Annotated in this window: 31 protein-coding genes; 29 read left to right on the top strand and 2 right to left on the bottom strand. The window is 62.3% G+C overall.

Annotation, left to right across the window (positions count from 1 at the left end; genetic code table 11):
- The first annotated feature begins 149 nt into the window (after positions 1-149).
- From QP045_RS02550 to QP045_RS02530, 5 genes are all read left to right on the top strand, one after another.
- Positions 150-941, top strand: coding sequence for a hypothetical protein (locus tag QP045_RS02550; RefSeq protein WP_422513386.1), 792 nt, complete (start codon positions 150-152; stop codon positions 939-941).
- A 244-nt stretch (positions 942-1,185) separates the two neighbouring features.
- A complete protein-coding gene (locus tag QP045_RS02545; protein ID WP_422513385.1) occupies positions 1,186-1,386 on the top strand; it encodes a hypothetical protein in 201 nt (66 codons plus the stop codon).
- A gap of 257 nt (positions 1,387-1,643) precedes the next feature.
- A complete protein-coding gene (locus tag QP045_RS02540) occupies positions 1,644-2,276 on the top strand; it encodes a hypothetical protein (protein WP_422513384.1) in 633 nt (210 codons plus the stop codon).
- Positions 2,263-2,802, top strand: coding sequence for a hypothetical protein (locus QP045_RS02535; protein ID WP_422513383.1), 540 nt, complete (start codon positions 2,263-2,265; stop codon positions 2,800-2,802). Before QP045_RS02540 ends, QP045_RS02535 begins: the two co-directional genes overlap by 14 nt.
- A gap of 190 nt (positions 2,803-2,992) precedes the next feature.
- Positions 2,993-3,427, top strand: a complete 435-nt coding sequence (locus QP045_RS02530; protein WP_422513382.1) for a hypothetical protein — start codon at positions 2,993-2,995, stop codon at positions 3,425-3,427.
- A gap of 47 nt (positions 3,428-3,474) precedes the next feature.
- Here QP045_RS02530 and QP045_RS02525 read toward each other — a convergent pair whose 3' ends face one another.
- On the bottom strand, positions 3,475-4,014 hold the full coding sequence (locus tag QP045_RS02525) for a hypothetical protein (RefSeq protein WP_422513381.1): 540 nt from the start codon (positions 4,012-4,014) through the stop codon (positions 3,475-3,477).
- Between the two features lie 182 nt (positions 4,015-4,196).
- On the opposite strand from QP045_RS02525, the gene QP045_RS02520 reads away from it, so the two are divergent.
- The 24 genes from QP045_RS02520 to QP045_RS02405 all read left to right on the top strand — a co-directional run bounded on the left by QP045_RS02520 (position 4,197) and on the right by QP045_RS02405 (position 22,365).
- Entirely contained in the window at positions 4,197-4,703 is a 507-nt protein-coding gene (locus QP045_RS02520) for a hypothetical protein (protein ID WP_422513380.1), read from the top strand.
- A 12-nt stretch (positions 4,704-4,715) separates the two neighbouring features.
- Positions 4,716-5,318, top strand: coding sequence for a hypothetical protein (locus tag QP045_RS02515; protein WP_422513379.1), 603 nt, complete (start codon positions 4,716-4,718; stop codon positions 5,316-5,318).
- A gap of 138 nt (positions 5,319-5,456) precedes the next feature.
- Positions 5,457-6,311: a hypothetical protein gene (locus QP045_RS02510; protein ID WP_422513378.1), complete on the top strand. Its 855-nt coding sequence runs from the start codon at positions 5,457-5,459 to the stop codon at positions 6,309-6,311.
- Between the two features lie 90 nt (positions 6,312-6,401).
- Positions 6,402-6,905, top strand: a complete 504-nt coding sequence (locus tag QP045_RS02505) for a hypothetical protein (protein WP_422513377.1) — start codon at positions 6,402-6,404, stop codon at positions 6,903-6,905.
- Between the two features lie 82 nt (positions 6,906-6,987).
- Positions 6,988-7,662, top strand: a complete 675-nt coding sequence (locus QP045_RS02500) for a hypothetical protein (protein ID WP_422513376.1) — start codon at positions 6,988-6,990, stop codon at positions 7,660-7,662.
- Positions 7,659-8,228: a hypothetical protein gene (locus QP045_RS02495; protein ID WP_422513375.1), complete on the top strand. Its 570-nt coding sequence runs from the start codon at positions 7,659-7,661 to the stop codon at positions 8,226-8,228. Before QP045_RS02500 ends, QP045_RS02495 begins: the two co-directional genes overlap by 4 nt.
- A gap of 72 nt (positions 8,229-8,300) precedes the next feature.
- Complete coding sequence (locus QP045_RS02490) at positions 8,301-9,011, top strand: hypothetical protein (RefSeq protein WP_422513374.1); 711 nt, start codon at positions 8,301-8,303, stop codon at positions 9,009-9,011.
- Between the two features lie 141 nt (positions 9,012-9,152).
- Complete coding sequence (locus QP045_RS02485; RefSeq protein WP_422513373.1) at positions 9,153-11,171, top strand: M3 family metallopeptidase; 2,019 nt, start codon at positions 9,153-9,155, stop codon at positions 11,169-11,171.
- Positions 11,172-11,305: 134 nt separating this feature from the next.
- A complete protein-coding gene (locus QP045_RS02480; RefSeq protein WP_422513372.1) occupies positions 11,306-11,755 on the top strand; it encodes a hypothetical protein in 450 nt (149 codons plus the stop codon).
- Between the two features lie 96 nt (positions 11,756-11,851).
- Positions 11,852-13,360, top strand: a complete 1,509-nt coding sequence (locus tag QP045_RS02475; protein WP_422513371.1) for a hypothetical protein — start codon at positions 11,852-11,854, stop codon at positions 13,358-13,360.
- 121 nt (positions 13,361-13,481) lie between these two features.
- On the top strand, positions 13,482-14,060 hold the full coding sequence (locus QP045_RS02470; protein ID WP_422513370.1) for a DUF262 domain-containing protein: 579 nt from the start codon (positions 13,482-13,484) through the stop codon (positions 14,058-14,060).
- Between the two features lie 33 nt (positions 14,061-14,093).
- Complete coding sequence (locus QP045_RS02465) at positions 14,094-15,050, top strand: hypothetical protein (protein ID WP_422513369.1); 957 nt, start codon at positions 14,094-14,096, stop codon at positions 15,048-15,050.
- A 322-nt stretch (positions 15,051-15,372) separates the two neighbouring features.
- Positions 15,373-15,657, top strand: coding sequence for a hypothetical protein (locus tag QP045_RS02460; RefSeq protein ID WP_422513368.1), 285 nt, complete (start codon positions 15,373-15,375; stop codon positions 15,655-15,657).
- A 134-nt stretch (positions 15,658-15,791) separates the two neighbouring features.
- Positions 15,792-16,256, top strand: coding sequence for a hypothetical protein (locus tag QP045_RS02455; RefSeq protein ID WP_422513367.1), 465 nt, complete (start codon positions 15,792-15,794; stop codon positions 16,254-16,256).
- Between the two features lie 138 nt (positions 16,257-16,394).
- Entirely contained in the window at positions 16,395-16,586 is a 192-nt protein-coding gene (locus QP045_RS02450; protein ID WP_422513366.1) for a hypothetical protein, read from the top strand.
- Positions 16,587-16,598: 12 nt separating this feature from the next.
- Complete coding sequence (locus QP045_RS02445) at positions 16,599-16,838, top strand: hypothetical protein (RefSeq protein WP_422513365.1); 240 nt, start codon at positions 16,599-16,601, stop codon at positions 16,836-16,838.
- Positions 16,839-17,184: 346 nt separating this feature from the next.
- Complete coding sequence (locus tag QP045_RS02440; RefSeq protein ID WP_422513364.1) at positions 17,185-17,724, top strand: hypothetical protein; 540 nt, start codon at positions 17,185-17,187, stop codon at positions 17,722-17,724.
- Positions 17,725-17,756: 32 nt separating this feature from the next.
- Positions 17,757-18,338 carry a hypothetical protein gene (locus QP045_RS02435; protein WP_422513363.1) on the top strand — a complete coding sequence of 194 codons (582 nt, stop codon included), beginning with the start codon at positions 17,757-17,759 and terminating at the stop codon, positions 18,336-18,338.
- Between the two features lie 631 nt (positions 18,339-18,969).
- The gene (locus tag QP045_RS02430) at positions 18,970-19,317 is read left to right on the top strand and encodes a hypothetical protein (protein ID WP_422513362.1); all 348 of its coding nucleotides are present in this window, start codon (positions 18,970-18,972) and stop codon (positions 19,315-19,317) included.
- Positions 19,314-19,676, top strand: coding sequence for a hypothetical protein (locus tag QP045_RS02425; protein WP_422513361.1), 363 nt, complete (start codon positions 19,314-19,316; stop codon positions 19,674-19,676). Before QP045_RS02430 ends, QP045_RS02425 begins: the two co-directional genes overlap by 4 nt.
- Positions 19,677-19,771: 95 nt before the next feature.
- On the top strand, positions 19,772-20,101 hold the full coding sequence (locus tag QP045_RS02420; protein ID WP_422513360.1) for a hypothetical protein: 330 nt from the start codon (positions 19,772-19,774) through the stop codon (positions 20,099-20,101).
- Positions 20,102-20,210: 109 nt separating this feature from the next.
- A complete protein-coding gene (locus QP045_RS02415; RefSeq protein ID WP_422513359.1) occupies positions 20,211-21,383 on the top strand; it encodes a hypothetical protein in 1,173 nt (390 codons plus the stop codon).
- 308 nt (positions 21,384-21,691) lie between these two features.
- Entirely contained in the window at positions 21,692-21,859 is a 168-nt protein-coding gene (locus QP045_RS02410; RefSeq protein ID WP_422513358.1) for a hypothetical protein, read from the top strand.
- A gap of 143 nt (positions 21,860-22,002) precedes the next feature.
- Positions 22,003-22,365 (top strand): hypothetical protein, encoded by a 363-nt coding sequence (locus QP045_RS02405; protein ID WP_422513357.1) that lies wholly within the window; start codon positions 22,003-22,005, stop codon positions 22,363-22,365.
- Positions 22,366-22,564: 199 nt separating this feature from the next.
- Here the strand turns inward: QP045_RS02405 and QP045_RS02400 are convergent, their stop codons facing one another.
- Complete coding sequence (locus QP045_RS02400; RefSeq protein WP_422513518.1) at positions 22,565-26,662, bottom strand: thrombospondin type-1 domain-containing protein; 4,098 nt, start codon at positions 26,660-26,662, stop codon at positions 22,565-22,567.
- Positions 26,663-26,864 lie beyond the last annotated feature (202 nt).

The following is a 26,864-nucleotide window of genomic DNA, read 5'->3' as shown; positions in this document are numbered from 1 at the left end:
AATGAGTTGAGCGACGCGAAAACGCAAAAGGCAGCTGTGCTGGCAGCCCGAGAGGCCGTTGCTGCCTAAGCTGTTATGGGACGAAGGCGCCACATGGGCGTCGCCGTCCTGATCGTGGCGAAGATCGCCCGCGCCAATGAGGAGGCCCCATGCGTAATCCGATCCGCACCAGTCAGGACGAGATGGTCACCCGCCGTCAGATCGTCGAGCGCCTGGTCAGCCGCCACATGCGTCACTGGGCGATAGACCATCACGACGTGCGTGTGACGTGGGGGGCACCCGCTTGGAACGTTCCCTTTGTGTCGACGAGTGGCCCTGCCGGGTCTATGAGAACAGTCCCATTCTCGGATGAGGGCTATCCCACCCGGGAGGGGCTTGAGAGCATCGCAGTGATCTGCTTTGAGGCAGTCCGCCGCATCCTGCGCCAGAATGCCCTAATACGGGCCGGCTATGACGATACTCACGCACCCGCCTGGGCAACAGCCGCCGATCCGCTCTTGATCTCGTGCCTGCAGAAGTATGGGATCGACCTAACCGCACCTCTGAGGGATGATCAGGACCTGCTAAGGCGCATCCGCCTGTCGGGTCTGGACGTCGACAATGCCGGCGTTCGCGACGGTGTGGTGCGCGTTGGCGCTCTCGGATCTCAGGACAACACCTGGTCGATCAGCGACTACGACACGCTGCGCGTCCACATCCATGTACCTGTCCCCGACACCATGGTATTCGGATCTGACAAACGCCGCCTCCGCCTCGAGCAGATCGTTCTCCTTCCCTTTCCTGTCCCGGATCGGCTTGCTCGACGGATACGGCACGAGAACGACGGTGGGATCTCGATCGAACTCGGCAGACGCCTTTCGTCATGGGCCCCAATCCCCAAGGGGATTGATCGCAGATGGTTGCGGGTGCCGCTCAGCAGGGTTCTGGACATCCCGTTCTAGGATATACCTCGCGCAGCGAATGGTGTCCGAGCTCCGGTTCGGCACCCCTCGCGTGCACGTTGAAGGGGGCATTTTTGTCCTTCCAGCCTGGAAAACCGCATTTCAGGATGGAACACTAGGGTCATCACGGCTACCATCCATCTGCACCAACCCCGGGGCGCCGCCTCACCCGTACAAAGGCCAATACATGTCGCGGCTTACCGCCTTGCGCCCTTTTTCGATGATACTCCTCGTCCCTTTGTGCATGGCCGGCGCACTAGCCAACGCCTCGGATCACCACTTGTTTGGCATTGTTGCAATTGTAGCAATGCTGGTGCTGGTTATCGATGCAGCCGCCTTGGGTTGCTGGCCGAAGTGGCCGTTCAAACGCAGCCTCACCACGGCTTCTGCCTTAAGTGCTTCGCTGATCGGCGGGCTAATTGTCACCGGCTGCATGCCGGCTTAGTCAGTCAGGACGGAAAATAACCGTTCCATGAGCCGTTTGATAGTTACGGGCTCGTCAGCAACCTCGCTGACTTCTTGACCTCAATAGCTTTGTGAGACATTGTTCGGGCGGGGCCTCCGAAGCTGGCCTGCCGTCCGCAAACTGCGAACCCCGGATGGGGAGCTTCATGGAATGCCCACCTTCGTCGACCTTTCGTATTCCTGGTCGGCGCATGGGAGCGGACGCCATGCACCCGATCAGATCGGAAGGAAGACCTTATGCACGTGAAGCATCACGTCGCGCTCGATCGGGCACGTAAAGCCGCCAAGGCTCTCGCCAGAGCGGGAGGCATCACTTACCAGCAAGCTCTGGACCAGATCGCCCAGGAAGGCGGCTACCCGCATTGGAATTCAATGCTGAAGGGGCCTCCAAGCCCGGCCCTACCCGCTCCGCGTACGCGCGGCGCCGCGAGAGTGTTCTTCGAGACGGACGGGATCGAGTACCTCCGGCCTTCGGAACCGACCGGGACCACTATGGCAGCGGTGGAGGCCCTCGCATCGACCGCGGTGACCCATGCGTCGCGCGGGAACGGCCTGGAGCTCAGCAACTGGATCTCCGGCGCGCTACGGGAAGCCGCAAAGGAGGTCCTGCCGAGGAGGCATGCCCCTTACGGCCATTCGATCCGGCAGTTACCTCTGGACGCGCGGATGGCGGCCGAGGCTCTCGATCCTGGTGGCGCCCCCCACTTGGGCGACGACCTGGTCGTGCGTTGTCCGGGTCACGAAGATTCATCCCGGTCGCTCACGATATCGGGCGCTGGTCCAGATCTGCGGATGGCATGTGTTGCGGGATGCCTCACCACGGATCTCCAGGACCTTCTGAGCTCTCGGCTGGCCCATGCGAGCGAATGACCGCAGCAAGGTCGTCGGCGGCAGCGCCCACGGCGAACCCGGTGTGGGTGGCGCCGGCGGGACCTACCTCCTTGCCGACGATAGCAGGCACTCGCTCAATATTCTGTCCTGTCGGATGCTACAGGACGGCTACCCGGACTGGTACGACAACAAGCTGCCGCGGTCTGTCGCGGCGCTCGAGCGCGCACTGAGGACGGCACTCGCCGGCAACTTCCCCATCATGATCGAGGCCCCTCGAGACAGGGAGCGAGGCACTTGGCGCTTCATCATCAAAGATCGCGGTTCCGGCGAGCAGGTGGTCCTCGTTTCAATGCAGCAGGGCGGGCACGCTGAAGTCCGGGCTGCCCATGTGGGCCAATTCTCAGGTTCGAAAGCAGAGACCTGCGAGAGGTTGCGGGAAGCCGTTGACCGGGTGGTCGCGATCACCATCAAGCAGCGCCTGCAAGCCACGATGTCGCCTTCAGCGGAAGGGAGCCCGGCACCGGGAACCGGCATCGGCGGGCCAGCGGAACCTCGGATGAACTAATTGATGGTGGCCACCATCGCCGTGGGTGATGCTATCGTGATCGCAACGACCGCTGTACCGAGCCGGGAGGGGCGCCTCCGAGAGGCCAGGTGCTGCCGATCGAAGAAGGAAGATCGGGAGGCGGCACTTCGCCGTCTCCGCAGATGCGGGAGATCGAACACTGTCAGTGCCAGTATGCGGGGAAAACGGAATGAAGGAGATCGAATGGTGCAAGGCCCCGACGGTCTACCGAGTGATCGTAGATGGCGCGGCGATCCCGTTCACCGAGACCAGGCAACCAAGCCTAAGGGCGATTTTGCGGCGGCGAGTGGCCATGAAGCAGGCCTCGCGCCTGCTGCATGCGACCTACGAGGTAGATCGTTTCAACCGGCTCACTGACCCGTCCGTCACCTTCGTCGTCGCAGAGGATCTCGGCGAGGCCGTGGATCTGCATTTGCGCCTCTGGAACGGCATCCGGATCAGGTGCTCAGAGGATGTGGGTTTTCTCCTGTACGATGTGTGTACGTTCTCCCCCGAGAACGGTTGGTGTCGGTCCGGCTGGCTCACCGCGTTCATGGCGCGGGACCATCTTGCGAGGCATCCCCACGTTTGTCCGGCAGGCCGTTCGCGGCTCGATCCTGCCTGACGATTGTCGATGATCGAGCAAGTCCGGCTGGGGACCAAGGCGCTCGTTCAATCCTTACCGAGGACGATATCTGCGATTGATCCGCTAAGGCCTTCGAGGCGCCCGTCCCACGAGACCGTCTTGCGGCCGAAGGGGGTGACGATGCTCATCACATGCCCGGCACTACCGAAGCCGGCGGGTTCACTGGTCCGCACCTTCTCCCGGTACAAACGAGGATCCGCTATCAAGCGGTCGAGCGCTTCGGACTCTGCCTGGGTCAACTCCCTGCTATTGTTCGCCTCCATCCGGCGCTCGACCGGGAGAAGGCCACCGGGGCCGATCTCGGACACCTGGCTCCATTGCCATCTGCCGGCCTCATCCTTCCAGACTATGGTGCTGGCCTCAGCGTAGAGGTGATGGACGCTGACGCTGTCTACGTAGATCGCCGTTGCCCCGATGTGTTTTGGGGCTCCATAACGGTCTCGTAAATCGAAGCTGCGCTGTATCTTCGGTTCGGACGGAGGTGAAAAGTCGGCGTTGAGCGGTGCACTCCGGGTGGAGCAGCCGGTCAAAGCCACCGCAAGGACAAGGGCGAGTCGCAGCTTCATTGCGCCTTATCGCATGTCGCGCCGAGGTCATCCATCGGGATCAGCGGCGCATTCCACAGGATCACTCCCCAGGTCGTTATGCGGAGTGGCGGACCTGGATCTCCTAGCCACTCACAACCCTGAATGTTCTTGTTCTCGTAAGACGTGGGATTAAGCCCGGTCATCGCAAAAGGAAGTCTGCAATGGAGATCGTTTGGGAGGGGCGTCCCATGACGCTGCACTACTCCGAGGACGATCGCGCGTTCGTTATGTATGATGAGGACGGCGAGCTCTACGAGCGTCTGGATCCGAGAGGCTGCAGCGATAAGCCCGCTGAGCACAACATGTGCTGGCTGGATTCACGTTTCGTCGGCCTGCTCGTCCAACACGAAGTCGTCGTCGAGACGGGGCACGTCTGCGAATATGGTCAGACGGCTGGCCATCTGGTGCGCATCATTCATCCGGAGTTCCACGACGGAGGATACTCGCGTTTCGGAAACTTCAGCCGCCAGCGGCTGGGGCAACAATGCCAGTACGGCTCGAGGTACATCGACGGCAAGATCGAAGGGTATCCCGATCTCGGTCGCGGCCTGCGCTTTCAGAACATGGATCGCAGCGACTATCACTCGATCCGCATTCATCGTGACGATATGGACGAATTCGAGCGTCGTTATCGCGCGTATCACGCAGCCCGTGGCGATCAGAACTGAGAAGGCCCTATCATGTGTAACGACCTCGTTGCGATTTCGACCGCTACCCTCGCCACGATCCCGTTTCCGAAGATCGAATCCCGGAACGCTGACGCTACTCTGGTTTCTATTTCCCGGGCCCCCCACGGTGACAGTGACACCTCCATGTATGAGGGTTTCGACGTCATCTATGCAGGAGCCGGTGAAGATGACGAGCGTTCCATTCTGAAGCCGCGCTTCGTTGCCCTGCTCAGGCGGCGGGCCGACGGCGCAGTCCGCTTGATCCGGCCGTGGAGTCCAGCCGCGTTGCTGGAGGGGCTGGAGCTGGATATGATGGTCTTCCGCAGCGACAAGTGGATGATCGTCGAGGCATTCTCAACCCACGACATCACGAGCAAAATCAACGCGTCTGCGCTCTGTCAGGCAGATGAATACACGTCTGCAAACGACCAGGACATCCGCCAGCATGACATCGCGACGATCGACCGGCTTTCGGTGGAAGTACGAAGGGCGGCTAAACGTGTGATCGACCCCGCCCTTGCGGAGCGCCTGAAGGCGTACAGCGAATACCTGCACGCAGAGCAGAACAACGGTCACCCAGCAACGGGAAGTCGCAACTCGCCCATTCTAGGATGAGGTGCGGATAAATTCCGGAAATATGGGGGACTTTCTGGATAGCGCTTTACAAGCCCAGATCGCGTCCGGTATCGCGAGTAGGACTTCGCGCGGTTAACCGCCGCAAGCGCGAACCTACTGGCATGCAGGGACAAAGACATGAAGCCGCTCCTTCTCGCGCTACTTGGCACCGCGGCGATGTTCGCGCTCTCCGGGCACGCGAACGCCCAGACCGGCCAGTCGGTAACCGATGTCCTGGAGTGCGAGGAAGAGAATACCCCCACCCCCACGCCAGCCGCTTTAGACCCGGGATTGCTGCCTATCGATGACATTGTCACCGGCGGCGGTAGCCCGGGCAGCGGGACCGGTGGCGGCAGCGGCAGCATCCCAGGCACCGGCACGGGAGGTGGCGCAGGTGCAGGTACCGGCGTCTTCCCAGGCGGCCTTTCCCCGGATCCTGCTCCCAATCCCGCACCCCCTCCGGGCGGTGGATCTGGAGCAGGTAGCGCCCAGTACATGTCCAATCCGAACATCACGAACATGCGCGTAGGTGGAGATGGTGATCCGCGCACCTACATGGCGGGCCCGCTCAACACGGCCTATCGCCAGGATCTCGCCGCGGTGAAGACCTATCCGGCCCCCAAGCAGTGGGCAGACGGAGAGACCAAGACGATCGACGGCCAAAAGATCCTGGTGAAGCCGGGCGTCAGTGTGGCCGGCTTGAGCAGCAACATCGTCAGCATCATCGACGAGCTGAACCTCACGGCCGCGGCCCTTGGGCTACGTTCCCCTGTGGTGACGTCCACAAAGGACAGCAAACACGGCACGGGTTCCAAGCATTACAGCGGGGCCGCGATCGACGTGCGGTGCAACAACGCCAACGGCTACACCGACACCCAGTGCAAGCAGTGGGTGGTGGCGCTCGCCAATGCCCTGGGGCCCAAATACGACGTGATCTTCGAGGATTTCGATGGTGACTCCAATCACGTCCACATCGAGTACGATCCCAAGTAGGCTCGTTCAGCGAAGCTAAACGGATGAACGTGATATTCCCCAGGGAACGGAAAAAGCAATGGTCCGGACGGGGAAGCGAGGAACAGAAACATGAATACCAAGATCATCGCTACCCTCATCGCGGCCGCGCTCGGTATGTCGCTCTCTGCCCCTGCAATGGCGCAGCGTACGATGGCCCAGGTGGCATCCGATCTCGGCTCGAAGCCCCTGTCGAAGCGCACCGAGCCGGTGGGCCGCGGCGCGGCCAACATCGACGCGCGCAAAGATCCGTGGAAGGTCGTAACGCCCGCAGACATGGTGGCCGCGACCAAGGTGAAGCGGCAGTACAACACAGTCGCCTACCTCGACTACAACGCCGACGGCCTCATTGATAAAGCGTACATCGCGCGCAACAGCCGACAGGGCGCCGTCATCGTAGACCTCGGCGGCGGCAAGGGCACGGTTGTCGCCTACAAGGTTGATGAGCCGCTCATCTACGGGCAGCAGATTTTCCCGGCTGGGAAGCGCCGTATCATGCTCGACTTCCCGGAGAGCCACGTCGCGATCCTGACGCAGGAAACCGGCAAGCCGACGGTCAGCTACTACGGCGACTAAGCCGAACCGCCATCTTACGTCCTAAAGGCCCGCCCTTGGCGGGCCTTTTCTTTTGGGGATCGCCATGAGAACTCCGTTGGAGTTGGCTGCGCAGTGCGAGGAAGGCAACACGCCCGATCGTGAGCTCGAACTCGAGATCTGGCGCATGAACGGCGGCGTCTGCCCACCAGGCCACAAGCCGCTCGCCTGGTTGCACTGCTACACAGAGCAGGTCGCCGACGCCCTCGCCCTTTGCACCCCCGCCGAGGCCCACGGGCTGATGAGGGAGGCTCTGGACCGCATTGCACGCCGATTTTGCCTCAAGTCCCAGACCTGGCCGGCCGATGTCTCCTACCCCTATGTCCTGGCGCGCTTCGTAACTGCGGCCGCACTTCGGCGGATCGACATGCGTCGCCGGCAGGAGACGGGCGCAGATATCGATCTCGCCTATTTCGAGTTGCAGGAGAGCCATCTGGAGGCAGCGCGTACCTGGCTTTTTGCCAGCAGCACCCTGATCGAGGGGGCCGGCCTCGACTACCGGCCCATGGCACGGATTTGGGACGCCATTGCCCAGACGCTTGTCCGGGAGGAGATCGTCGCCGTGTCCCCCGGCCCGGTTTCGGATGAGATGAATGTTGCCGGACAAGCTGCCTACGACCGCAAAAGGGATGATTGCTGGTCGATGTCACCGACCGAGGATCCTGCCGCAGGAGGCGGCCCTATCGGCTACGCGTGGCGAGCGATGGCTAAGGCCCGCAAGGCATCGCTAGCGTCGTGATCAGTTTATCGCACCAGCCGCTTGCTGATGATCAACTCACGCCGATCCCGGAGACAGCACTCATCTACCGCTGGGTCAATGCCAGGGCCGCGCGGTCCTACATGCGTTACAATGCGATGATCGACCGGACGAAGCACTGGCTTCCCAAGGAGCTCACCGGCCTGGACAAAATCTACCGCAAGCGCGGCCTGAGCTTTGCCATCGAATTCGGCTGGTGGACGTCAGCGGAGTTGCCGATCGGCTTCGCTGTGAACCCGAAGCGTCTTGAGAACCGGATCTCACGCATAGATGGACACGAGGTCTTCATCTTCTCGGGTTTGAGGGACCACCACCGTTCGGGCGTCCCATGCTGGCCTGCTCATCAGCAAGACTATGCAGTCAAGAAGAGCCTCGAGAGCCCGGACGAGGCGTTCGTGATCGGGGACGTTCGAGACGTGCGCCAAGTGGTGTCCGAAATCATAGTCCGCGACGAAGCCTCGGAACGGATGATGCGCCCATGGTGTGAGCAAAACGACATCCCGATGCGCGGGTACCCCGGATTCAAGCTCAGCGCAGAGCGTGCCTGAGCATCCCGTTTCCGAGCAGATTTTCACCGTCGCCGTCGGATGACCTGAACGCATCTTCTGAGAGGAAAATAGATGTCCGAACTCGCAATGCTTGTCAGCCGGGCGCTTCGCGACGGCAGCTGGAAACCGGAGAATCCTCCCCCGTTCTTCCACATGGCAAGAGGTATCGCCAAGCACGCTCGCCGCGGTTTTGATACAACCGCTCTGGAGAAGGCTCTCGCCTTCACCGTCTACGCTGAGATGGCCGGCGATGCGCGGCCGGAGCGGCGCCCCCAGCCGCTCTTCGAGATGGCGCGAGAGATCTTCGACGCGTGCATGCCGGATGACTTTGGCCCTGTGTACAAGCTTGCGTCCGAGCGTGCCCGCAGCGCCGGCGCTATCGTTCCTGGACCGGCAACGTTCCAGTACGCGGTGCTTGAACATATAGAGAGAGACACCGTAGCGCGGCTCGTCGAGTTTGGTGACCCCTACGAGACTATCCATGCAGCCGTTAACGCCGCCGCCGTCCTCTATCCGCAGCTTGGTCTCAGCTTCGGTTACCTTGGCGGTGTGGGACCTGGATGTGGCGAACATGGGGATGACCGCAGTTGGCAGGTCTTCACCAAGCTGGCGACCCCGCGTTGCGTAAATGCTTGTGACGTGAGCTTCGGAAGTGTCGATACCGACCGGATCGAGGATCTTGCCAGCCAGATGGGTGACCCTTTCCAGGCCTGGCTGAAAGCATGCCAGGCGGATCTCGACGCCGGACGCGTGCGGACCGTAGGCCCTCGCCTGGCGGCGTGAGCGCTATCGCTGTGTCCGCCTTGCGGACATGGCCTTGGGTCAAACCAGCGCAGGGGACGGCCCTATCGGGTGACGGAAAAGCAAAGTTGCCGACGATTTTGCAGGCTTGAGCCTGCTACGCTCATCGAAATGGAACCGATCATGAACCCTCTGCTCGACGCTGACGCCCTGCCGCGCTTCCATGAGATCACAGCCGACCAGATCGCTCCTGCACTCGACGTGCTTCTTGCTCGCTACGATGCAGCGGTAGAGAGCCTGACGGCCGATCGCCCGACCAGCTTTGCTGAGGTATGGCTCCCCCTCGAACGCCTTGATGCTGAGCTGGACGCGGCTTGGTCGACCGTTTCCCACCTTCGTTCGGTTGCAGATACGCCCGAGCTTCGTGCTGCCCATGTTGCCGCTCAGGCTCGGATGGTCGAGCACTCGATCCGAGTGTGTCAGAACCGCGACCTGTATAGCCTCTATGAGGCGCTGATCGCGTCGCCCGACTTCGCCAATTTGCCGTCCGACGACCAAGCCGCGGTGCGGCGTGCGATGCGCGGATTCATGCTCTCCGGCATTGCCCTCAGCGAACATGCTCGCGAGCGTTTCAGCGCGATCGCGTTGGATCTTTCCGCGCTCGGGAATGCCTTCAACGGCGCACTCCTGGATGCCACGGAGGCATGGAGCGAGCATATCGTGGACGAGGCCCAGCTTGCAGGCCTCGCCGAAGCCGATCTCGCAATGCTCGCGGCCGCGGCCAAGGCCAAGGATCTCGACGGCTGGCTCGTAACCCTGCAGCAGCCCTGCGTCAGCGCCATTCTGACCTTCGCGGAAGACCGCGCCCTGCGCGCCCGGGTTTACCGCGCGTCCGTGACCCGCGCCTCCGACCAGGGGCCGAACGCCGGCGACTTCGACAACAGCGCCCGGATCCGGCAGATTCTGGCGCTACGACAGGAAAGCGCGGAGCTTCTCGGCTTTCCCAACTATGTGGCCCGCTCGGTCGCGACGAAGATGGCCAACGATGGCGACGAGGTTCTCGCCTTTCTGCGCGACCTTGCAGCGCGTGCGCGCCCCTTTGCGGAAGCAGAGCTGGCCGAGATGCGCCGATTTGCGGAAGACCTGGGGCTCGGAGAACTGCAGCCATGGGACGTGAGCTTCGTCTCCAACCTCCTGCGGACCGCCGAGTATGCGACCGATGAGCAGGTCATTCGAGCACACTTTCCTGTCGACCGGGTGCTAGAGGGCTGGGCTACCCTGCTGCAGGACCTGTTCGGGATCACCGTCACGCCTCGCGAGGACGTCTCCACCTGGCATCCTGACGTCACCTACTTCGAGGTCGCCGGCGCCGACGCGGAAGTGTTTGCGGGGCTCTACCTCGACCTCCATGCACGTTCGGGAAAGCGAAGCGGCGCTTGGGTCGCCCAGGCACGTCCCCGCCTGCAGCGCGACGGCGGCCGGACACTGCCCGTTTCCTACCTCACCTGCAATTTTGCTCCCAAGGACGGCACGACGGCGCCGCTCCTCTCACATGACGACGTCATCACTCTTCTTCACGAAACCGGGCACTGCCTGCATCACATTTTCGGCTTGGTTGACCGTCCCATTATCGGCGGTACCAGCGGACACGAGTGGGATGCGATCGAGTTTCCCAGCCAACTCATGGAGGATTTCGCCTGGGACCGGGAGGTGCTTACCAGCATGTCTGGACATTATCTCACCGGTGCCCCCCTGCCCGCGGACATGTTCGAGCGAATGCTGGGTGCCCGCGGCTTCCAGTCGGGGCTCTTCCTCGTCCGCCAGGTCGAACTGGCAATGTTCGACCTCGTCCTCCACTCCGGAGCCGTCGACGTCGATCCTATGGAGGTGCTCGCGGCAGTGCGCGCCGAGGTCGCAGTGATGCGGCCTCCGGAGTGGCACCGTGCTCCCCATACGTTCCGTCACATTTTCTCCGGAGCCTATGCCGCGGGATACTACAGCTATCTGTGGGCCGAGTTGCTGGCTGCAGATGGCTTTGGGAAATTCCGTGAAGCCGGCGTCGTCGACCGAGAGACCGGCGATCGCTTCCGCAGGGAGGTCCTCTCGAAGGGGGCAAGCAGGCCTGCGATTGAGAGCTTCCGTGCGTTTATGGGACGGGATCCGGACCCATCTGCGCTTCTACGCCGACACGGCCTAGTTTGACCCCCAAGCCGCGAGACGTAGAAAGGTATTCCTTCACCACAGACTGAGAGTTCAGTCGCCCCCCGGCAGTCGTGCGAGGTCGAGATAGCGGTTCACTGGCGATCGGCATCAGATAGTCTGGTGGAGGAAAAATGATGTCGGTTATCAAGAGCGAAGCGACCGCAAGCAGCGTGGTTCTTCCACTTAGTGTGCTGATTTGCCGTCATTCGGATGGAAAGCGCTGGCAGGTCGGTGATCCAGGCACGTTCATCGAATTCCGCGTCCACCTGGATGCAGAGACAGCGGACGCCAACCAGCTGATGGACGGCGTGGTCGCGGTCATCCGCCACGCGCTCGCTACCACGGGAGAAGATCTCGGCGATGTTGCATTCATCGATGTACGGTATAACGGTGACTTCACCCGCAATTGCAAGTTCGATGGCGATGACGAACACGTCGGGGAAGACTTGTATCACGTGATCGATGCCTTCTTCTATAAGGCCAAGCTGTACTTCAGCCCGGAATATGCCGAGCGCAATAACCATGAGGCCCTCACGGAACACGTTCGCCGGGCATTTCAAATTGGGGCGGTAGAGAGCGCCTGATTTCGCGCTATTAACCAGATCGAAACCGAAAGCGGGTGCCCGGCCTAGCCGGGCGCCCTTTTTCGTGCTCGAGGCGTCGAAAACCGGCGAAGCACAATGCGCTGCTGCTTTCAGCAAGGGCACAGGAACTCTCGGGAAGGGAAAATCATGACCAGCTACGTCGACGCGATGCGTCAGGCCGTGCTCTCGCTGACCGTGGCAGGCGACAAAGCGGCGCTACGTACCGACGTGCGCAAGCTCCTTGCCGGCGCCACTCGCGCAGCCCGACAGGGCTCCCTTGCGGCCGGGATCAACGACATCGCTTCCGCGACGCGGTTTGAACGCGAGGAGAGCACCACTTGGCTGGACGCTGACGCGATACGTGACGGCCGCTCCGGAGCATTCGACGCCTGCGACCTGGAGATGTGGCTCGCGATCTGCGCGCGCCTTGGCGTCGCTGCTGTGCCGGGTAAGGTCATCCTTCGATTGAATGCGGTCGAAACTGAACTGGTCTCTGGCGAAAGCGACATGCCCGCCGGGCCCTCGCGCGAACTCGTCCTACAGACCCTGCACGAGCTTGTCGGAAAGGCTGAAGTTGAGGGCGCCACGCCTGATCTCTGCGATCTGCTGACCTCGCTCTTCGACACAGCCGAGCGTGACGCAGTTGACCGTGAGGATCTTCAGGAGCGTCTTGCGGCCTGCATGGATGACGTTCCGGAAGGGTGGATGGTACGAACCGCCGCATGTGGCGGTTCGGAGCTGAAGGCTCTCGCCGGGACCGGCCTTGCCGGTCCCACAGCGCCCGAAACGCGCTTCGGTCCCGGTCTGGAGGTCGGGCCCGGCTGGGTACGCCTTGGCAACCGGCGCATGGTGAACACCCGCGACCACCGTACCTTATCGCTGACAGCCGAGAGACCGAAGACCGACATGGTGTTCATCGCGCGCCCATGGGTACAGGCATCGCGTTGGATTGAAACGATGGACCCGCACCGGGATGGTTCTCCTTTCGCCGGGCCCGGTCGCTGGCCTGCTGAGTGGCGCGCCTTTGTGGTCGATGGGAAGGTCACAGGCGTGGCATTCTATTATGCCTTCTCTGGAGAGATGACCCCCGAGAACGCTCGTATGGCTATCCAGGTGCGCGACGTTGCGCAGCGTCTTGTAGACGGCATGACAGCGCAAAAGCTCTGGCCTCGCTTCATGAAAACAGAGCTCGCAAGGCGGAACCCCGCCCCCGAAATGCAAGCAGCGCTTGAGGGCTTTGGGCGTGAGGCGGTCTCTTGCAGCCTGGACTTCATCGAGACAGACGACGGCCTGCTCCTCCTTGAGGGTGGACCGCCAAATCTCCCGTTCGGGGGCGCACACGTGTGCGCTTTCGCTGGCAACGGGCTCAAGAAGGGCCGGTTCGACGGCCGCCAGATGGCGCGATCGACCTATGGTGTCGCCTTCCGGACCATGCCCCACATCAACATGATGGAGCCTTCAACCTGGTACGACGGTGACCATCGCGGTTCGATCTCCACCTGGGCAGAGGTGGAGGAGCTAGCTCTTCAGGACGAAGAGCAGGTTGGAGACGGGAACCCACCTAAGCGCGGCCTTGTCGCGCGTCTCTTTGGCTGCCGGTCGTAGCACTCTACCACGGATCATGAGACCGGATGCACGAAGGCAGGATGTCTCGCCTAGCGGCACGGGCCGGACCGCATCCGAGACTTTGGAAGAAAATAATGCCAGCCCTGATAGGAGCGTATTCATGACTTTCACTATCCGTTCGCGCGGCGGCAACCACCCCCACTTCCCGGTTCGGCTGCTTCACGGCAATCAGAGCAGTACGGACCTGGAGGCGATCATCGAACCGGCCGCAAACAGGGACGGCGACCACTTCTGGGACCAGAGCCAGGCGCGCGCCGGACCTTGGTTCCTCCCGCCTTTCCAGCGCCCAGCCGTCTGGACGGATCTACAGAAGGAGCGCTTTGTCGAAAGCGCCCTTCTCGGCATATCGTTGGGCTCGCTCGTTGTGGTCGACGCCCTCCACTGCCCAATGCCGTCCAACGATCGGTTCGCGGCCACAGACCGATGGCTGCTGGACGGTCAGCAGCGCGTCTCGGCCCTGCTCGCCTATCGTGCTGACGAAATCTCGGTCTTCCGGGGCACCGAATGCGAGCACCGCTGGAGTGATTTGGGAGAAATCGAGCGACGCAAATTCTGGTACATCCAGATCGGCATCGTAAAAATCGAGACGGATGATCCCGACTACTGCCGCGAGATCTACGACCGCCTGAACTTTGGTGGCACCCCGCACACTGTGGGACAACGCGCTCTCACGCGCTAATCGACCGCGAGCTCGCGGGCAAGGAGACTTTGGATGACAGGAAAACTTCAAGCGGTCCATCTCTCGGCAGAATCTCTGTGGAGCAAGCATGGCTTCAGCGACGGACATCCCTTTGAGTTCGAGGATCGAGGTCAGGAGTTCGATGACGCGCCGCCGCACGAAGACTGGCTGTTGCTACAAGAATCTCTGACTATCGCCCAACGTCGAGATTTGCTCGAGCTGCTGGTGCGCCGGCACCTGCTACCTGTGATCGCCGCTGCGACTGGCCAGACACCGGCTTTGGCCAGGATCGAGACGCACCATAACCCGATCCGTGTAGCTCAAGTCGCCGATTTCGGCCAAGTGAGTGCTCCGGCTTCCTGGAGCGATATCGAGGTCGAAGTTTCCCGAGACCAGATTATCGTCGCAATCCAGGACATCAAACCCGAGAGGGGGGTCATGGAAACGATACGTGACGAACACACCACGACCGACGATGAGTTCCTGAAGGCGCTCAAGGGAGAGGTGGGCAACCTCTACGCCCGTCTCTTCCAGCTGCAGGTCGGTGCACGCTTTCACGCCTTCCTGGAGTGGTGCGGGGTGCTGAGTGAGCATCTCCAGATCGTAAGCGACCTGCATGAGCAGGGACACGATCCGTTCAACATGAACCGGCACACCGGGCGCGCCCTACCCGTGGCTCCCTATCGTCTCGCGTACCTGGCTGAGAAGATGGAGTGCATCTTCGACGGCGCTATCGAGGTACGCCCCGCCCGCGCGGACGATGACGAGACGGACTTACGCGAGCGCATTCAGACGGCGGTCTCCAATACCGTCGTGCCTTTGACGCGTACTATGCACCATGCGACACGCAAAGCGCTCGTCCGCGACATTACCAAAGCGGTGCTCGCCGAACTTTCCGGGACGTCCAGGGAGGCTGATGCGGGCCATAGGGCGGCTCGACCTCTGAGAAGCCAGGACGTCGATGCCGCGAAGACGGGTTCAGAAGCATGAGACTGATGATCGTTAAAGGCTCAAAGGGACGGCCGCAGCTCGCGGTGGAGTTCACCGTGACGCGAAAGCACATCGCTGGAGGCATCAATGTTGCTCGCCCGGGGCGCTACCTTTTCCGGGGCGCCTGGTACGGTCGCGATCTGTCGTCGCTTCGCACCTACGGCAAGATCGAGGGGAAGCGAGGGATGCCCATCGGTAAACTAACCGGCCAGCCGTCCGTCCATCTGCGTGGCAAGTTGGGCGGCCGCAAAACGCGGGTCGGGCTCGACAGGGGACAAAGACGGCGCCCCCCCGGTATAACCGCACCTTGAGGAGTACGCCTATGAGTGATGATGCGCCCGAATTGCTGCTCGCCTCTCGGTGTTGCGGCCAGTGCCTCACCACGCGCAACAGGATCGTCAGTGGTGCACGAGCAGCGCAGATCATCGAGGGCTGCCGGGAAGCGCAAAACCACTTCTTCTGCCATAAGGGCAGTGTCGCCGGGCAGCGCGTTCATTGCCGCGGCGTCCACGATATACTGGGCGGCAGCTTGGCCTATGAAATGGCGCAGCGCTTCGGGATCCCGATCAAGGAGGTCGATCCTGAAGTTCTAAAAGCATCCGACTGACCAACATCGGCGACGATATTGGGAATGAGCGGGCGACGGATGTGACATTCCGCCGCCCTTTTTCACATCCACTCCGGCAGTTGTGATCACCGTTCCTGCGGCGCTGCAACGAGGTTGATGAGAAAGGAAAAGAGATGTTTTTCCCCACGTTCGCCGGCAATAACCATCCTCTCTCGGATCTCGTAACAGAGATGGAGAAGCGGTTCATCCCCCCGGAAGGACCAACCGCGTACATCGAGGCTGAACTGCTGCGAGCCTGCAACAGGATCAGCTGGGACTATTTCAACAATGGTTTCGGCAACGATATGAGCCATGCCGTGGCATATATCGATCATTATCACGCACCAGTTGCGACGCCGGAATTTCTCGCGGCATGGAAAGAGCTTCGCCAGACGGCGCTTCGCGAAGAGTGGATCGACTGCAGCGATACGGTCGCGCGCCAGATCACCCTGGTGACCGAGGAAATTCTCCTACGTCTCGATCGTGCTGCCAAGGGGGATCATCTCACGCCCATCGGCCCGGAGATGTTTGATATGCCGCGTGAGGATGTCGCATCCGATAGACGCTATCTGGAAGAAGACGATTTGAGCGACACTTGAACCGCTTGACGTGCTTGGTCCGAAGACGGAGAATTGCTGCATGACCATCATCCGCCGCTACGGGGACATCCGTCGATTATCGGCCTAGGCCGATCCGACTAAGGCAACATGCCCGTCGGAGATCGACGGAGATATCCTATGGCCCAAGGGCAAAACGCCGCCAAGAATGGCCACTTCCGCGAATATTGGAGCCGTCGCCCCTGCGGCGCCTCGAGTTGGGGCAAGGCGACGAAAATCGTCTGTCACCGCCTGGAACGGCGCCGCTTCGGCGTCGCACTGGCGCGTGAAGTTCGTGATCTCACCTGTCTCGGGCTCGACAGCGCCTACTGAGGACCGCAAGCCGTGAACCGAACCAATCCGCCGTGGATGAGCCCGCCCGCGATCGTCCAGCCGCTCACCCGACCGTCCCGCGATGAGCGATTGTACGAGACGTTCAAGGACGCGTTCGAACACGCCATTTCGGTAGTGGGCATCGACGGCCTGAAGCGGACCTCGATGTTTCCCTCCAGCAGCCGGCGCCTTGCCGAGAACCATGAGCGGCAGGGCGCTGTCCGTCCTGACAATGACGATGGCGCCAGTTAGCCGCCGCTTCGCTTAGGCACCCGCACCGCCCGGCCCCTTCGGGCCAGCCGGCCGGTGCGGTAGGCTCCCGTCTCCCCACAAGAGGCGCATCGATCCAGATCGCCCCACATGGGCGGCTGGGAACGGCCCGGACGCTTTCCGGCACCCGTTCAAGACGCAGCCATCACCCAAGCTGCGCGACGGCGGCGTTTCGTCGGGGCGAGCAGCGAGAGGCTCTTAATTTTTCGACCTTCGTCGAAAACAGCCGGCCATTGTCCGGACACGGGAGACCCCGCGCTCTCGTCTCGACCGTCCCAAGTCAGTTTTCATGTCGACCTGTCGACAATCCGGTAACTGGAGATGGAAAATGCATTATGCGCCGGCTCTCGCAGCCTTGCTGCTACTGGGTTTCGGTGTCTTCGGCCCGAACCCGCTAAACGTGCTCGCTGGGTTGACCCGGCGTGCGTTGGGTCTTCGTATGCGCTTGGTCCATGGACGGCGGATTGCGGTCCTCGACGGATCGACGATCCGCTTCCGTCACAACCGGTTTTTCGGTCTGCTAGGCTACGATTTCGTCACGGGACAACTCCGCGGCATCAATGCCCCCGATAGCGGCGCGGTGCACGGGCCTGCCTCTATTCACGCCCTCCGGGCCATCCTGGTTCACGGCGGACGGCATCTCGCGATCAGCTGCTGCCGCGACGTCCACGATCGGGAAATGATGTGGCTGATCGGGCTCAAGGGGCCCGTGGGTTTGCGGCTGCTATGGCAGGGGCAGGCCTTTGCCGCTACACGGCCGGGCAAGCCCGTCGCTCTCCTCGCCCGCCTGCTTCGCAGGGGGATGTGGGGCAAGCGCAAAATCACCGACACCAGCGTTTGGCGGCTCAGAAACCACCACTGGGGCTGAACCGCTGACGATGATTTCACAAGGAAAGTAGAATGAAGGCCTATTGGCTACCGGGTATCTCACGCTACCGTCGCACGAAGGCCGAGGCACAGGCCGAGGCTGACGCCTCGCCGTACGATGAAGTCGAACTGCCCACTCGCCATCAGGAGACGATCGACTTCCTGAACGCGATGCTTGGAAACCACGAGGCATCGCTCGCGGCATCCGATGCCGCCTACCTGCAGGAGGAGGCCAAAGCGAAGGAACTCGGCTACCCATCGCTGGGCGCCGCTCTTGAGGCGCTGCGGGTCCTGGGCGAAGGAGGAGAAAGCGGTGGCGAAGTCCCTGCTCCAGCTCCCCAGGTCGCCGTCGCCGATCCGGATCCGGCGCCCTCCACGCCCCGCACGGGTGCTCTGATCGAAGACATCCTGGCACTCGACGAAAACGGCATTCTCGAAGCACTTTCCGCATCAATCGGCCGGCTGCATGAAGTCGCGGGCTTTCGAGGCTGGCAAGCCTTCGCGAAGAAGAGCTTGTCGTGGGGCGGCGGCAACCTGTCGACCGACAGGGGCCTCGGCATGCTGCTGATGGCCGGCCTCGCATCCCTGCCCTCAGAGCCTGAGGATCGCGGCTAGCAACGTCGCTACGCCACTTGTTTGGGGATCTCCAGCAAGTGGCGTAGCCGGGAGCGGCCCGCTGTGGTGCGAGGCGCGCCCCTCCGGCCTCAAAAGCTTGCGCTGGCCGCCTTGCCGGCCAGCGCCGTCAACCGACCCTCTGTGCGTGTTCTATCTCGCTGGCCGCACAGGGACCGCGCCTGGCTAGGCATGCCCCAGAGAGGCCAGCCCCGGCGCCTATGGCCCTCTCACCGCGACCGTCTGCGATACTTGGCGATTTGGAGGTAATGCAGGATGAGATCCTGCCCTATCGCTAAAACCGGCGTTCCATCCTATAATCCTTGCGGAAGGGGCAATCTCATGCGCGCATTCGACCTGCCAGTGGCCATCTTGCTGCAGCTGGCTTTCGCAATCGTAGGTTTGGCGATCGTGGGGTTAAGCGCTCTCTTCGTTGGCGCCGGCGCTGTTGTGTACGCCGCAACCAAGGTCGGAGGTCGTCCCACTTCCTGATGGGAGAAACTCCATCGTCGAAGTGATGTCGGACCGCCTTCGGGAAGGAAAACGAAATGAAGGACTACGAGCGCGTAGGCTCCGGTGCGAAGAACATGCCGCTCGCGCCCGGGCCAGCTTCCGCGACGAGGGATGCGCGACCGTGAGCGCGCAGGGCGCAATCGTACTGCTCGCCGACCGGTTGGCATCCGCTTACGACATCGATCCCGGTAAGACGTGCAGGGCGCTTACGGAGAGCGCTCCTCCCTTGGAGGACGCAGACCTGGAGCACCTCGCAATCGAGAGGGACGGTGAAAGCGTCCTGCTGATCCAGGATGGCGAAATCCTTGCCAGGCTCGATCTGTCGGAGGTGCTGGGTATCACAACGCGAGCGCAGGACACTCTCGATCCCTACGGCGACGGAGAGGACGTGCTGTCGCTTCCGCTGGTCCATACCCCTTTCGAGCCGCGCATCCCCCCGTCAGTTACTTCTGATCGGAAATCAGCATGAAGATACGCCTGGAGACTAGCCAGGACGGACTGGTAGTTGGCCTGTTCGCGACCCTGAACGCGGTCGAGCAGAAGGACGATTTCCGCGTTGAGACGCTGAAGAAGCGGCTCGCGTTCGAGGCCGACGTCGTCAACCTCATCGAAAATCAGATCTCGCACCAATGGGGCTTCGTCCAGGATTTGCGGGCGGCGCTTTGTCCGCCGGGAACGAACAGCACTGCCCTCGATCCGCAGATCGACCGGACCTGGTCAAAAATCAAGGCGAGCGCCGGACGTGCGCCGTGGTTGGGTGACTTCGAGCCTCTAGTTCGGAGAGCGCGTGAGATGGGTATCGAGCAGGCCCTCGACTTAGCCGCCTAATCTTCTCCCTGCATTGTCCAAACGTTGAGGAGGGAAAAGCAGGTAATTCTCTCTCCCCCTCCGACCTTCGAAGAGCATTCAGGAAAGGAAAATTCATGTTCAACAAGCCCGTTCTCGACCTTCCCCGCACCGCACCCAACGCAGAGCCGATCAACGTCGAGCTGGCCGAGAACGAGGCCTCGTTCGACGTCTTCGGAGATGAGTTCATCGATATCGACGAAGACCCGCAGGATCTCGACTTCCCGCTTCGGTCCGAGCGCGGACCGAGCGTGCGAGCTCCGATCTACGGGGCGCCGGAATCTCGCCCCGAACGCACGCTCCCCCAGGCAGTACGTAAGCAGGTTTCCACGCCGCCCGTTTCTAACCCTAATTCCGACGAAGGGGCCGACCCCTTCGCCGCGCTGATGGCGAAGTTCAACGGCTGATCAGGACGGGGTGGTAGGAAAACCACCCCACGCCTCGGCTGGCAGAACCAACATCACACAGCGGCCCTGCCCCAAGTCCTGAGGGCTACCAAAGCCGCAGGAGGAACCGATGCCGCAACAACCTGAGCACACCCCGATGACGAGCCGCCCAGGGACAATCTCCGTCGATGATGTGCCTGGCTGGGTGCAGATGCCACCCGAGCGCTACGTCGCCCTTCGCGAGCTCGCGGTCGAGCAGATGCTGCATCTGGTACAAGGCGCCGGGTTCGACGGCTCGTGGGTGCGGCTTGCCGCGCAAACCCTTTCGACCATCGGAGTTGCGGCTCCGGAGCAGGGCAGTCATCACCACCAGTGCATCATCATCGCCGAAGCACTCCGCCCCATCTATGAAGCGCCCGATCCCGATCCCGCCGCGAGCCAGCGTAGCGAGGACGTTGCGCGACTTCGGGAGGCGCTAACCTCCATCAAGGACTGCTGCGATCAGCTTCGCAGCGGAACGGATGACCGGGGCGCATTGACGGAGATCGGCCTAGTCGCGGGTAATGCTCTCGCCGCAGACCCCGTCCCTCGAGGCGCCGCTCTGCCGCACGTCTCGCAACAACCGAGCTCACCCGCGGCGGCAGCATCGGCGCCTCGCCCCTTCACCGAGTGGCACGAAGATCACGGCGACGTACTCTGGTGGCGGATCCCCATCCAGGAGTCGCCCTATGTCGGGTCGCCGTTGGACTTGGGTAGATCAATGAAGGTCGAAATCTCGATCGGCCTTGAGCACCACGAACTCTCCACTGTGAACAGCGGCGGATGGCCGTTCGCCGAGAGCGACGAAGCAAGGCTGTTCTGGACCCCTCTGCCAGACGCAGCGGACATCTTCCGCAATCTCAAGCCGGACGAAGCCGTGCCGCCCGAACGAGAGGGAGTCGCAGTTCGCACGTTCACCCGACGCTCCTATCGGGCTCCAGATGGCCACGTCCCCTACCCCGTCGTCTTCCACAACGCTGCCGACCAGCTCGTGTGCAAGGAAGACATCTTCAGCGATGGTTGGAGCAATGGGGAAAAGCAGTACGGATTGTTGTCGAGCGCCGGGGTCTCCGATGGCGACGAGTTCACCGTGACCGTCCGCAAGACAGGTGCGCGCCCCTTCGGTGATCGCCAAGTCCTCTTGGTGAGCTCCGGTAAATACCGTCTCGAGACGGACGCTGAGATGGCATTCCGCCTCCAGCACGGCCGTTCTTGGGACTACCGCACCGACCCAACACTCGCCGAGGAGGCTGGCAATGACTGAGGACGTCGAGAAGATTGTCGAGATGCTGACAGAGCGGCAACGTGCTGCCCTGCTCGCTATGCCGGGAAAGCGTACGGTTCGGGTGTCAGGGAACACGCTCGCGTCCATGTATCCACTTGGAGGAGTGGATCCCGAGACGCTGCAAGCCGGACCCGTCCTCGTAACGGGTGATTGGTCACGCCAGGGATGCCATTGGGCGCTCACTGACCTAGGCGAAGCCGTTCAGAACAGGCTCCCAGGGTGACGGCCCTAGGTCGTCGCGGTGCCGCGGAGTGAGACCCAAGACTTTAGCAGTGGAGGAAAAAATAATGCATCCTATCGCTCCAAGCCACAGCCGTGCTCCACAGCGAGTTGCCGCAAACGATCAGACGCTCCTCACCGGCGCGCGCAAGACCCTCCTCATCAGCGAGATCGATGATGAGGAAGCGGCAGCCTGGGATCGCATCGTAGCGTTGCGCGCTATGGGCTCCTGCTGAGGCAGCAGATCAGAACGCTTGACGCTACACGATCTCGCCAGCTGGAGGCACGCCCTCTACCCGACTGGCTCGAGCCGACGGTTGCGGGTTCTGTCGTCCCATCTGGCCTCAGCTGATCTCCAAATGTTCCGAGGACAAGCAAGATGCGCTCCTTCCAAACGCCGACGACGACGCCGACCTTCACTTCGAGCTTCCTGCTTGTTGCTACCAATCTGGGGTTGGACGCTTCCGACCCCCACACTGCCACCTATGTCGCACACGGGGGCGCCGGAACCCTCATTGCCACGATCGTAGAATGGCACGCGGCCGGGCAGGACCACACTGGCTGTATCCTCGATCGCCTGTTACCGGATGCGGATGCGCAGGTCGAACGCGTCGCCGAGATCGGGTTCGAAGGCGCGCCAGCAATGCCTGGCTCAGCGACTGCCCCGGTGCTGATCAAACTACCGGACATCGCGTGCAGCCTGCGGGAAACCCTACTGGCCTACTGCAGCCTGCAGGCTTGATCTCTAAGGGGCCCCTCGGGCCCCTTTTTTATGGTCGGCAATGAAAACGGGCATGCGAAGCTGGAAAACAGGACCAGTCCCGGGATGCGTCAGTCGCCGTCGAGTGCACGCAGTCTCTACGCCACGATGCGCCTGGCCCGATAGAAAATGGGGGCCGTCCTTTCGGACGACCCCCGCACCCGTATGACGTCCGACGATCTCACTGGCACTGAAGCGAGCATTGGCCGTTGAGCGTCCCCCGGTTGATCGGGGTGAACCTGGCGCTGCCAGAAAGGCACTGGGCGGCGGCCTGAGTGCCAGTGCAGCTTGCCTCCGTCATATACCCGTATCCACCAATGTAGGTGCACCCATAGTAATAGGGCGCTCCAGAGGTGCAGGTATAATAAAGCGGCCTCGAGGTAATCTGTATGCCAGGACCATATCCTGTCGTGCAGGCCTCCGCTCGCGTCCAAGGCTGGCCGCGATTGACACACTCCTCACCAGCAACGCTCGTCCCGTCCGAACGCATGCAGAGCGTCATCGACTGGGTGCGCTGGTTGTTGCTCTGGCACGGGCTCCAGGGCCCGTATGAAGCGGTGTAGCCACACGCCAGCGCGTTCGAATAGTTCTGCGCACCTGCGGGCCGTCCAGCACCACAAGCGCCGTCATCAACCCGCGCCCCATCAGACCGCAGGCACCAAACATCACGCGTCTGCGTGCCAGTGGTACAGACAGCCTGCTCCGCGGACCAGCCGCCGGCCTGCCACGAATAGCCGCAGCCGGCAAAGTTCGACGTCTGCACCGTCTGGCTGGTTGGAATACCCCTGTTCGAGCACTCCGCGATGGCAACTGGCGTACCATCAGACCGCTGGCAGCCAGTTGCGTAGCGTGTGGCAGTGGTATTGGCAGAGCACAGGTTAGCGGGTGTGAACGCCCCCCACGAACTGACGGCATAGCTGCAGCCATCATAGACAGCGGCGCCCTGGCCTTCGTCCAGGCCCACGCCGCGGTTGGTGCACTCGCCATCCGCAACGATGGCGCCATCGGCGCGCTGGCACTGGTAGCGGCGCGAACGATATGCGTTTGCCGAACACGTGCTGTTCCAGCCCGACCAGCCGCCGGGGTTCACAGCGCTGTAGGTGCAGACCGAATAATCGGCCCAAGCCTGGCTGGCGGCTGGCTTCCCGCCGCCGCAATAGCCTTCAGCCACGCTTTGTCCGTCAGAACGCTGACACCAGACAGAGCGGTTCTGGGTAACGTTGCCGCAGGTGTGCGAGACTGTGCCCCAGCCGCTATAGGCCCAGCCGTACGAGCAGGCGCTATAGTCCGTCGTGCCCTGAGATGATGCCGGCTGACCTGCCCCGCAAAGGCCACCGTCGACCGTGGCGCCGTCGGAACGCTGACACCAGACCGCCCGGGTTTGCGTGGACGCACCACATGCTGCAGCCGGTGCACCCCATCCGCCGGCCTGCCATGAATAGCCACAGCCTGACACCTGATACGCCGACTGAGACGTCGGGGGCTTGCTCGCGCCACATACGGCATCCGCAACCGTCGTACCGTCGGAACGCTGACACCAGACAGAGCGGGTCTGGGTGCCTTGCCCGCAGGTAGTGGACCATGCACCCCAATTGGTCGCGTTCCATCCATAGGAGCAGGTCTGGTAGTCCGTTGCCGCCTGCGCGGCAGCCGGACGCGTGCCGCCGTTGCAGTAGGCATCCGCAACCGTCGTACCGTCCGAACGCTGACACCACACGGTGCGCGTCTGCGTCGAGGCGCCACACGCCGGAGCCGGGGCACTCCAACCGTTAGCCTGCCAGTTATACCCACAGCCATCGTAGACGCCCGTCGTCTCGCTGCGCGCGGGAACGGCCATCCCCCGATCGATGCAGTACTGGTCGCCGGCAAACACGTTGTCGCCAGAACGATAGCAGCCCACGTCCCGGGTACGGGTCGCCGACGCCGAACAGTGGCTGTTATAGTCGGTCCAGCCGCCGACGGCGAAATAGCCCGGGCATGCGTTCGTATAGTTCGCGCCCGTCTCTGTCTCGCTCAGCGAGATACCCCGATTGGTGCATTCACCCCCATCAACGATCGCGCCGTCCGAGCGCTGGCACTGATAGGTGCGCGTGCGATGTGCGGATCCCGAGCACGCATTATCCCACCCGCCCCACGACGTTGGGTTCACTCGCGCATAGGAGCACGACCCCGTCTGGAGAGAAGTCTGGGAGGTCGCGGGTTTCGCGCCTGCCGCGGCGCAGCTCGCGTCAGCGACCGTGGTGCCGTCCGAGCGCAGGCAGGATACGCTACGCGTCTGCGTAGCAGCGCCACAGGTCGACGAGGGAGCAGACCAGCCGCCTGAATTCCAGCTATACGAGCATGTGCCATAGTCCGTAGCGGCCTGCTGGACGGCAGGCTTGCCGGCGCCGCACAGGCCGTCTTCAACCGTCTGTCCATCAGACCTCAGGCACCACACGGTACGTATCTGGGTCGTGGCTCCACAGGCAGGAGCAGGCGCGCCGAAAGCGCTCGTCTGCCACGTGTAACCACAGCCAGAGGTTTGGTACGCGCTTTGGCTTTCCGCCGGCTTCGCTCCCCCGGCGCAGAAGCCGTCCGCGACCGTACGCCCGTCAGAGCTCTGGCAAGTGACAGCGCGGGTCTGCGCCGCCTGCCCGCACGCCGTCGACCAGGCACCCCACGAAGTGGCCGTCCAGCCGTAGGTGCAGGTTGAATAATCGGTTGCTCCCTGTTGAGATGCCGGGCGGGCACCCGCATCACACAGGCCGTCCGCAACAGTCTGACCGTCCGAACGCAGACACGTCACCGCACGGTTTTGGACAGTAGGTCCACAGGCCGGCACTGGTGAGCTCCACGTCGCCGAAGCATTCCAGCTGTAGGAGCAACCGCTCGTGACGTAGTCGGACTTCGAGGTGTCCGGCTTCTGCCCCGAACAGAAGGAATCAGCCACGGTACGGCCGTCTGAGGAAAGACAGGTAACGGGACGCGTGTACGACGCCTGTCCACAGGTGGAAGACGGCGCACTCCATGCCCCCGGGTTCCAGCCATAGGTGCAGGTCGAGTAGTCCGTGGCTCCCTGGACCGCAGCAGGACGGGAGTCTGACGGGCAACTCGCATCCGCCACCGTCTGTCCATCAGATCTCAGGCACCAGACGGAGCGATTTTGCGTGGAAACGCCGCACGCAGCGGCCGGCGCTCCCCATTCGTCATTGCGCCAGGCATAGGAACAACCACTGGTTTCATAGGTCGTCTTGGAGACAGGAGGCTTTGCGGTCGCGCAGAACGAATCTGTCACCGTGCGTCCATCGGACGACAGGCACGTCACGGAACGACCCGACGTTGCCGATCCACACGTCGTCGATGGCGCGCCCCAGGCCCCCTCGCTCCAGTCGTAGGTGCAGGTCTCATAGTTCGTCGCCGGTTCCGTGTCCGCCGGCTTCTGGCTGACATCACACGAGCCATCAGCGACGACATCGCCGTTCGAGCGGAGGCATTCGACAGTGCGCGAACGCGCAGACTGGCCGCAGGCCGGCGTTACTGCACCCCATTCCTGGATGCGCCAGCTGTAGGAACAGCCCTCGTAGCGATCCTCGGTCTCGCTAACGGCCGGCTTGGCACCAGCTGCTGCGCACATGCTGTCGGCAACTTCATCGCCATTCGACCGACGGCAGACGACTTCTCGCTGACGGGTTGCGTTTGTCTGGCACGCAGAAGACCAGTCGCCCCACGCCTTTTCTTCCCAGGTGTAGCCGCACTGCTCATAGCGATTGCTCGTCTCCGTTGCGTCCGGCTTCGAGCCAGCAGCAGAGCAGAAGCCATCCTCCGCACGCTCACCATTCGACCGCAAACAGTAGACGTCCCGCGATCGCTCGGCACCCGTACGGCAGTAATCGGACCACTCTCCATAATCCTCTGCCTTCCAGGAATAGGAGCAGGTCCGCAGGTCGCGCACCGTCTTCGTTGTGTCAGGTGCCGGCGCAGGACACTGGTCGTTCGAGACGGTCTCGCCGTCGCCCCTCAGGCAGGTCAACTCGCGCGTTTGCACGACCTCACCGCAACCCTGGACGTCGGACCATTCGCCCGGCTGCCAGGTATAGGAGCAGCCCTGAATGTCGTAGCACGCCTGAACCTCGTCAGGCTTGCTCGGGCCACAGTTCACCTCCGGCGAGCCCAGCTTGCCATTCATCACGCACTGCACGGCACGCGTCTGCTGACCGGGGCCGCAGCTATTGGAGCACTGACTCCATTCCTCGGGAACCCACGAATACGTGCGGGTCTTCGGGTCGAGCGAACGCCGCATGATCACAACCCCAGAACTGGATTGTGCCATGGCGGCGTCCGCCAGCCCCATGCTCAAAACCGAGACGGCCGCGAGAATTGCTAGTCGCACCCATTTGCTCCCATAGACGAAGTATCTTTGGGGCAAGCGTATTCGATCCGCTCTGCGAAGTCATCCGCAAATAGCGTACGCATCCAAGAAGTCCGAGCAAACTTTTTACCAA

It is taken from the genome of Sphingomonas sp. 3-13AW (genome assembly GCF_049311085.1).
Classification (GTDB): domain Bacteria; phylum Pseudomonadota; class Alphaproteobacteria; order Sphingomonadales; family Sphingomonadaceae; genus Sphingomonas.
Note: the sequence above shows the minus strand (reverse complement) of the source record. Positions and strands in the feature narration are given on the sequence as shown.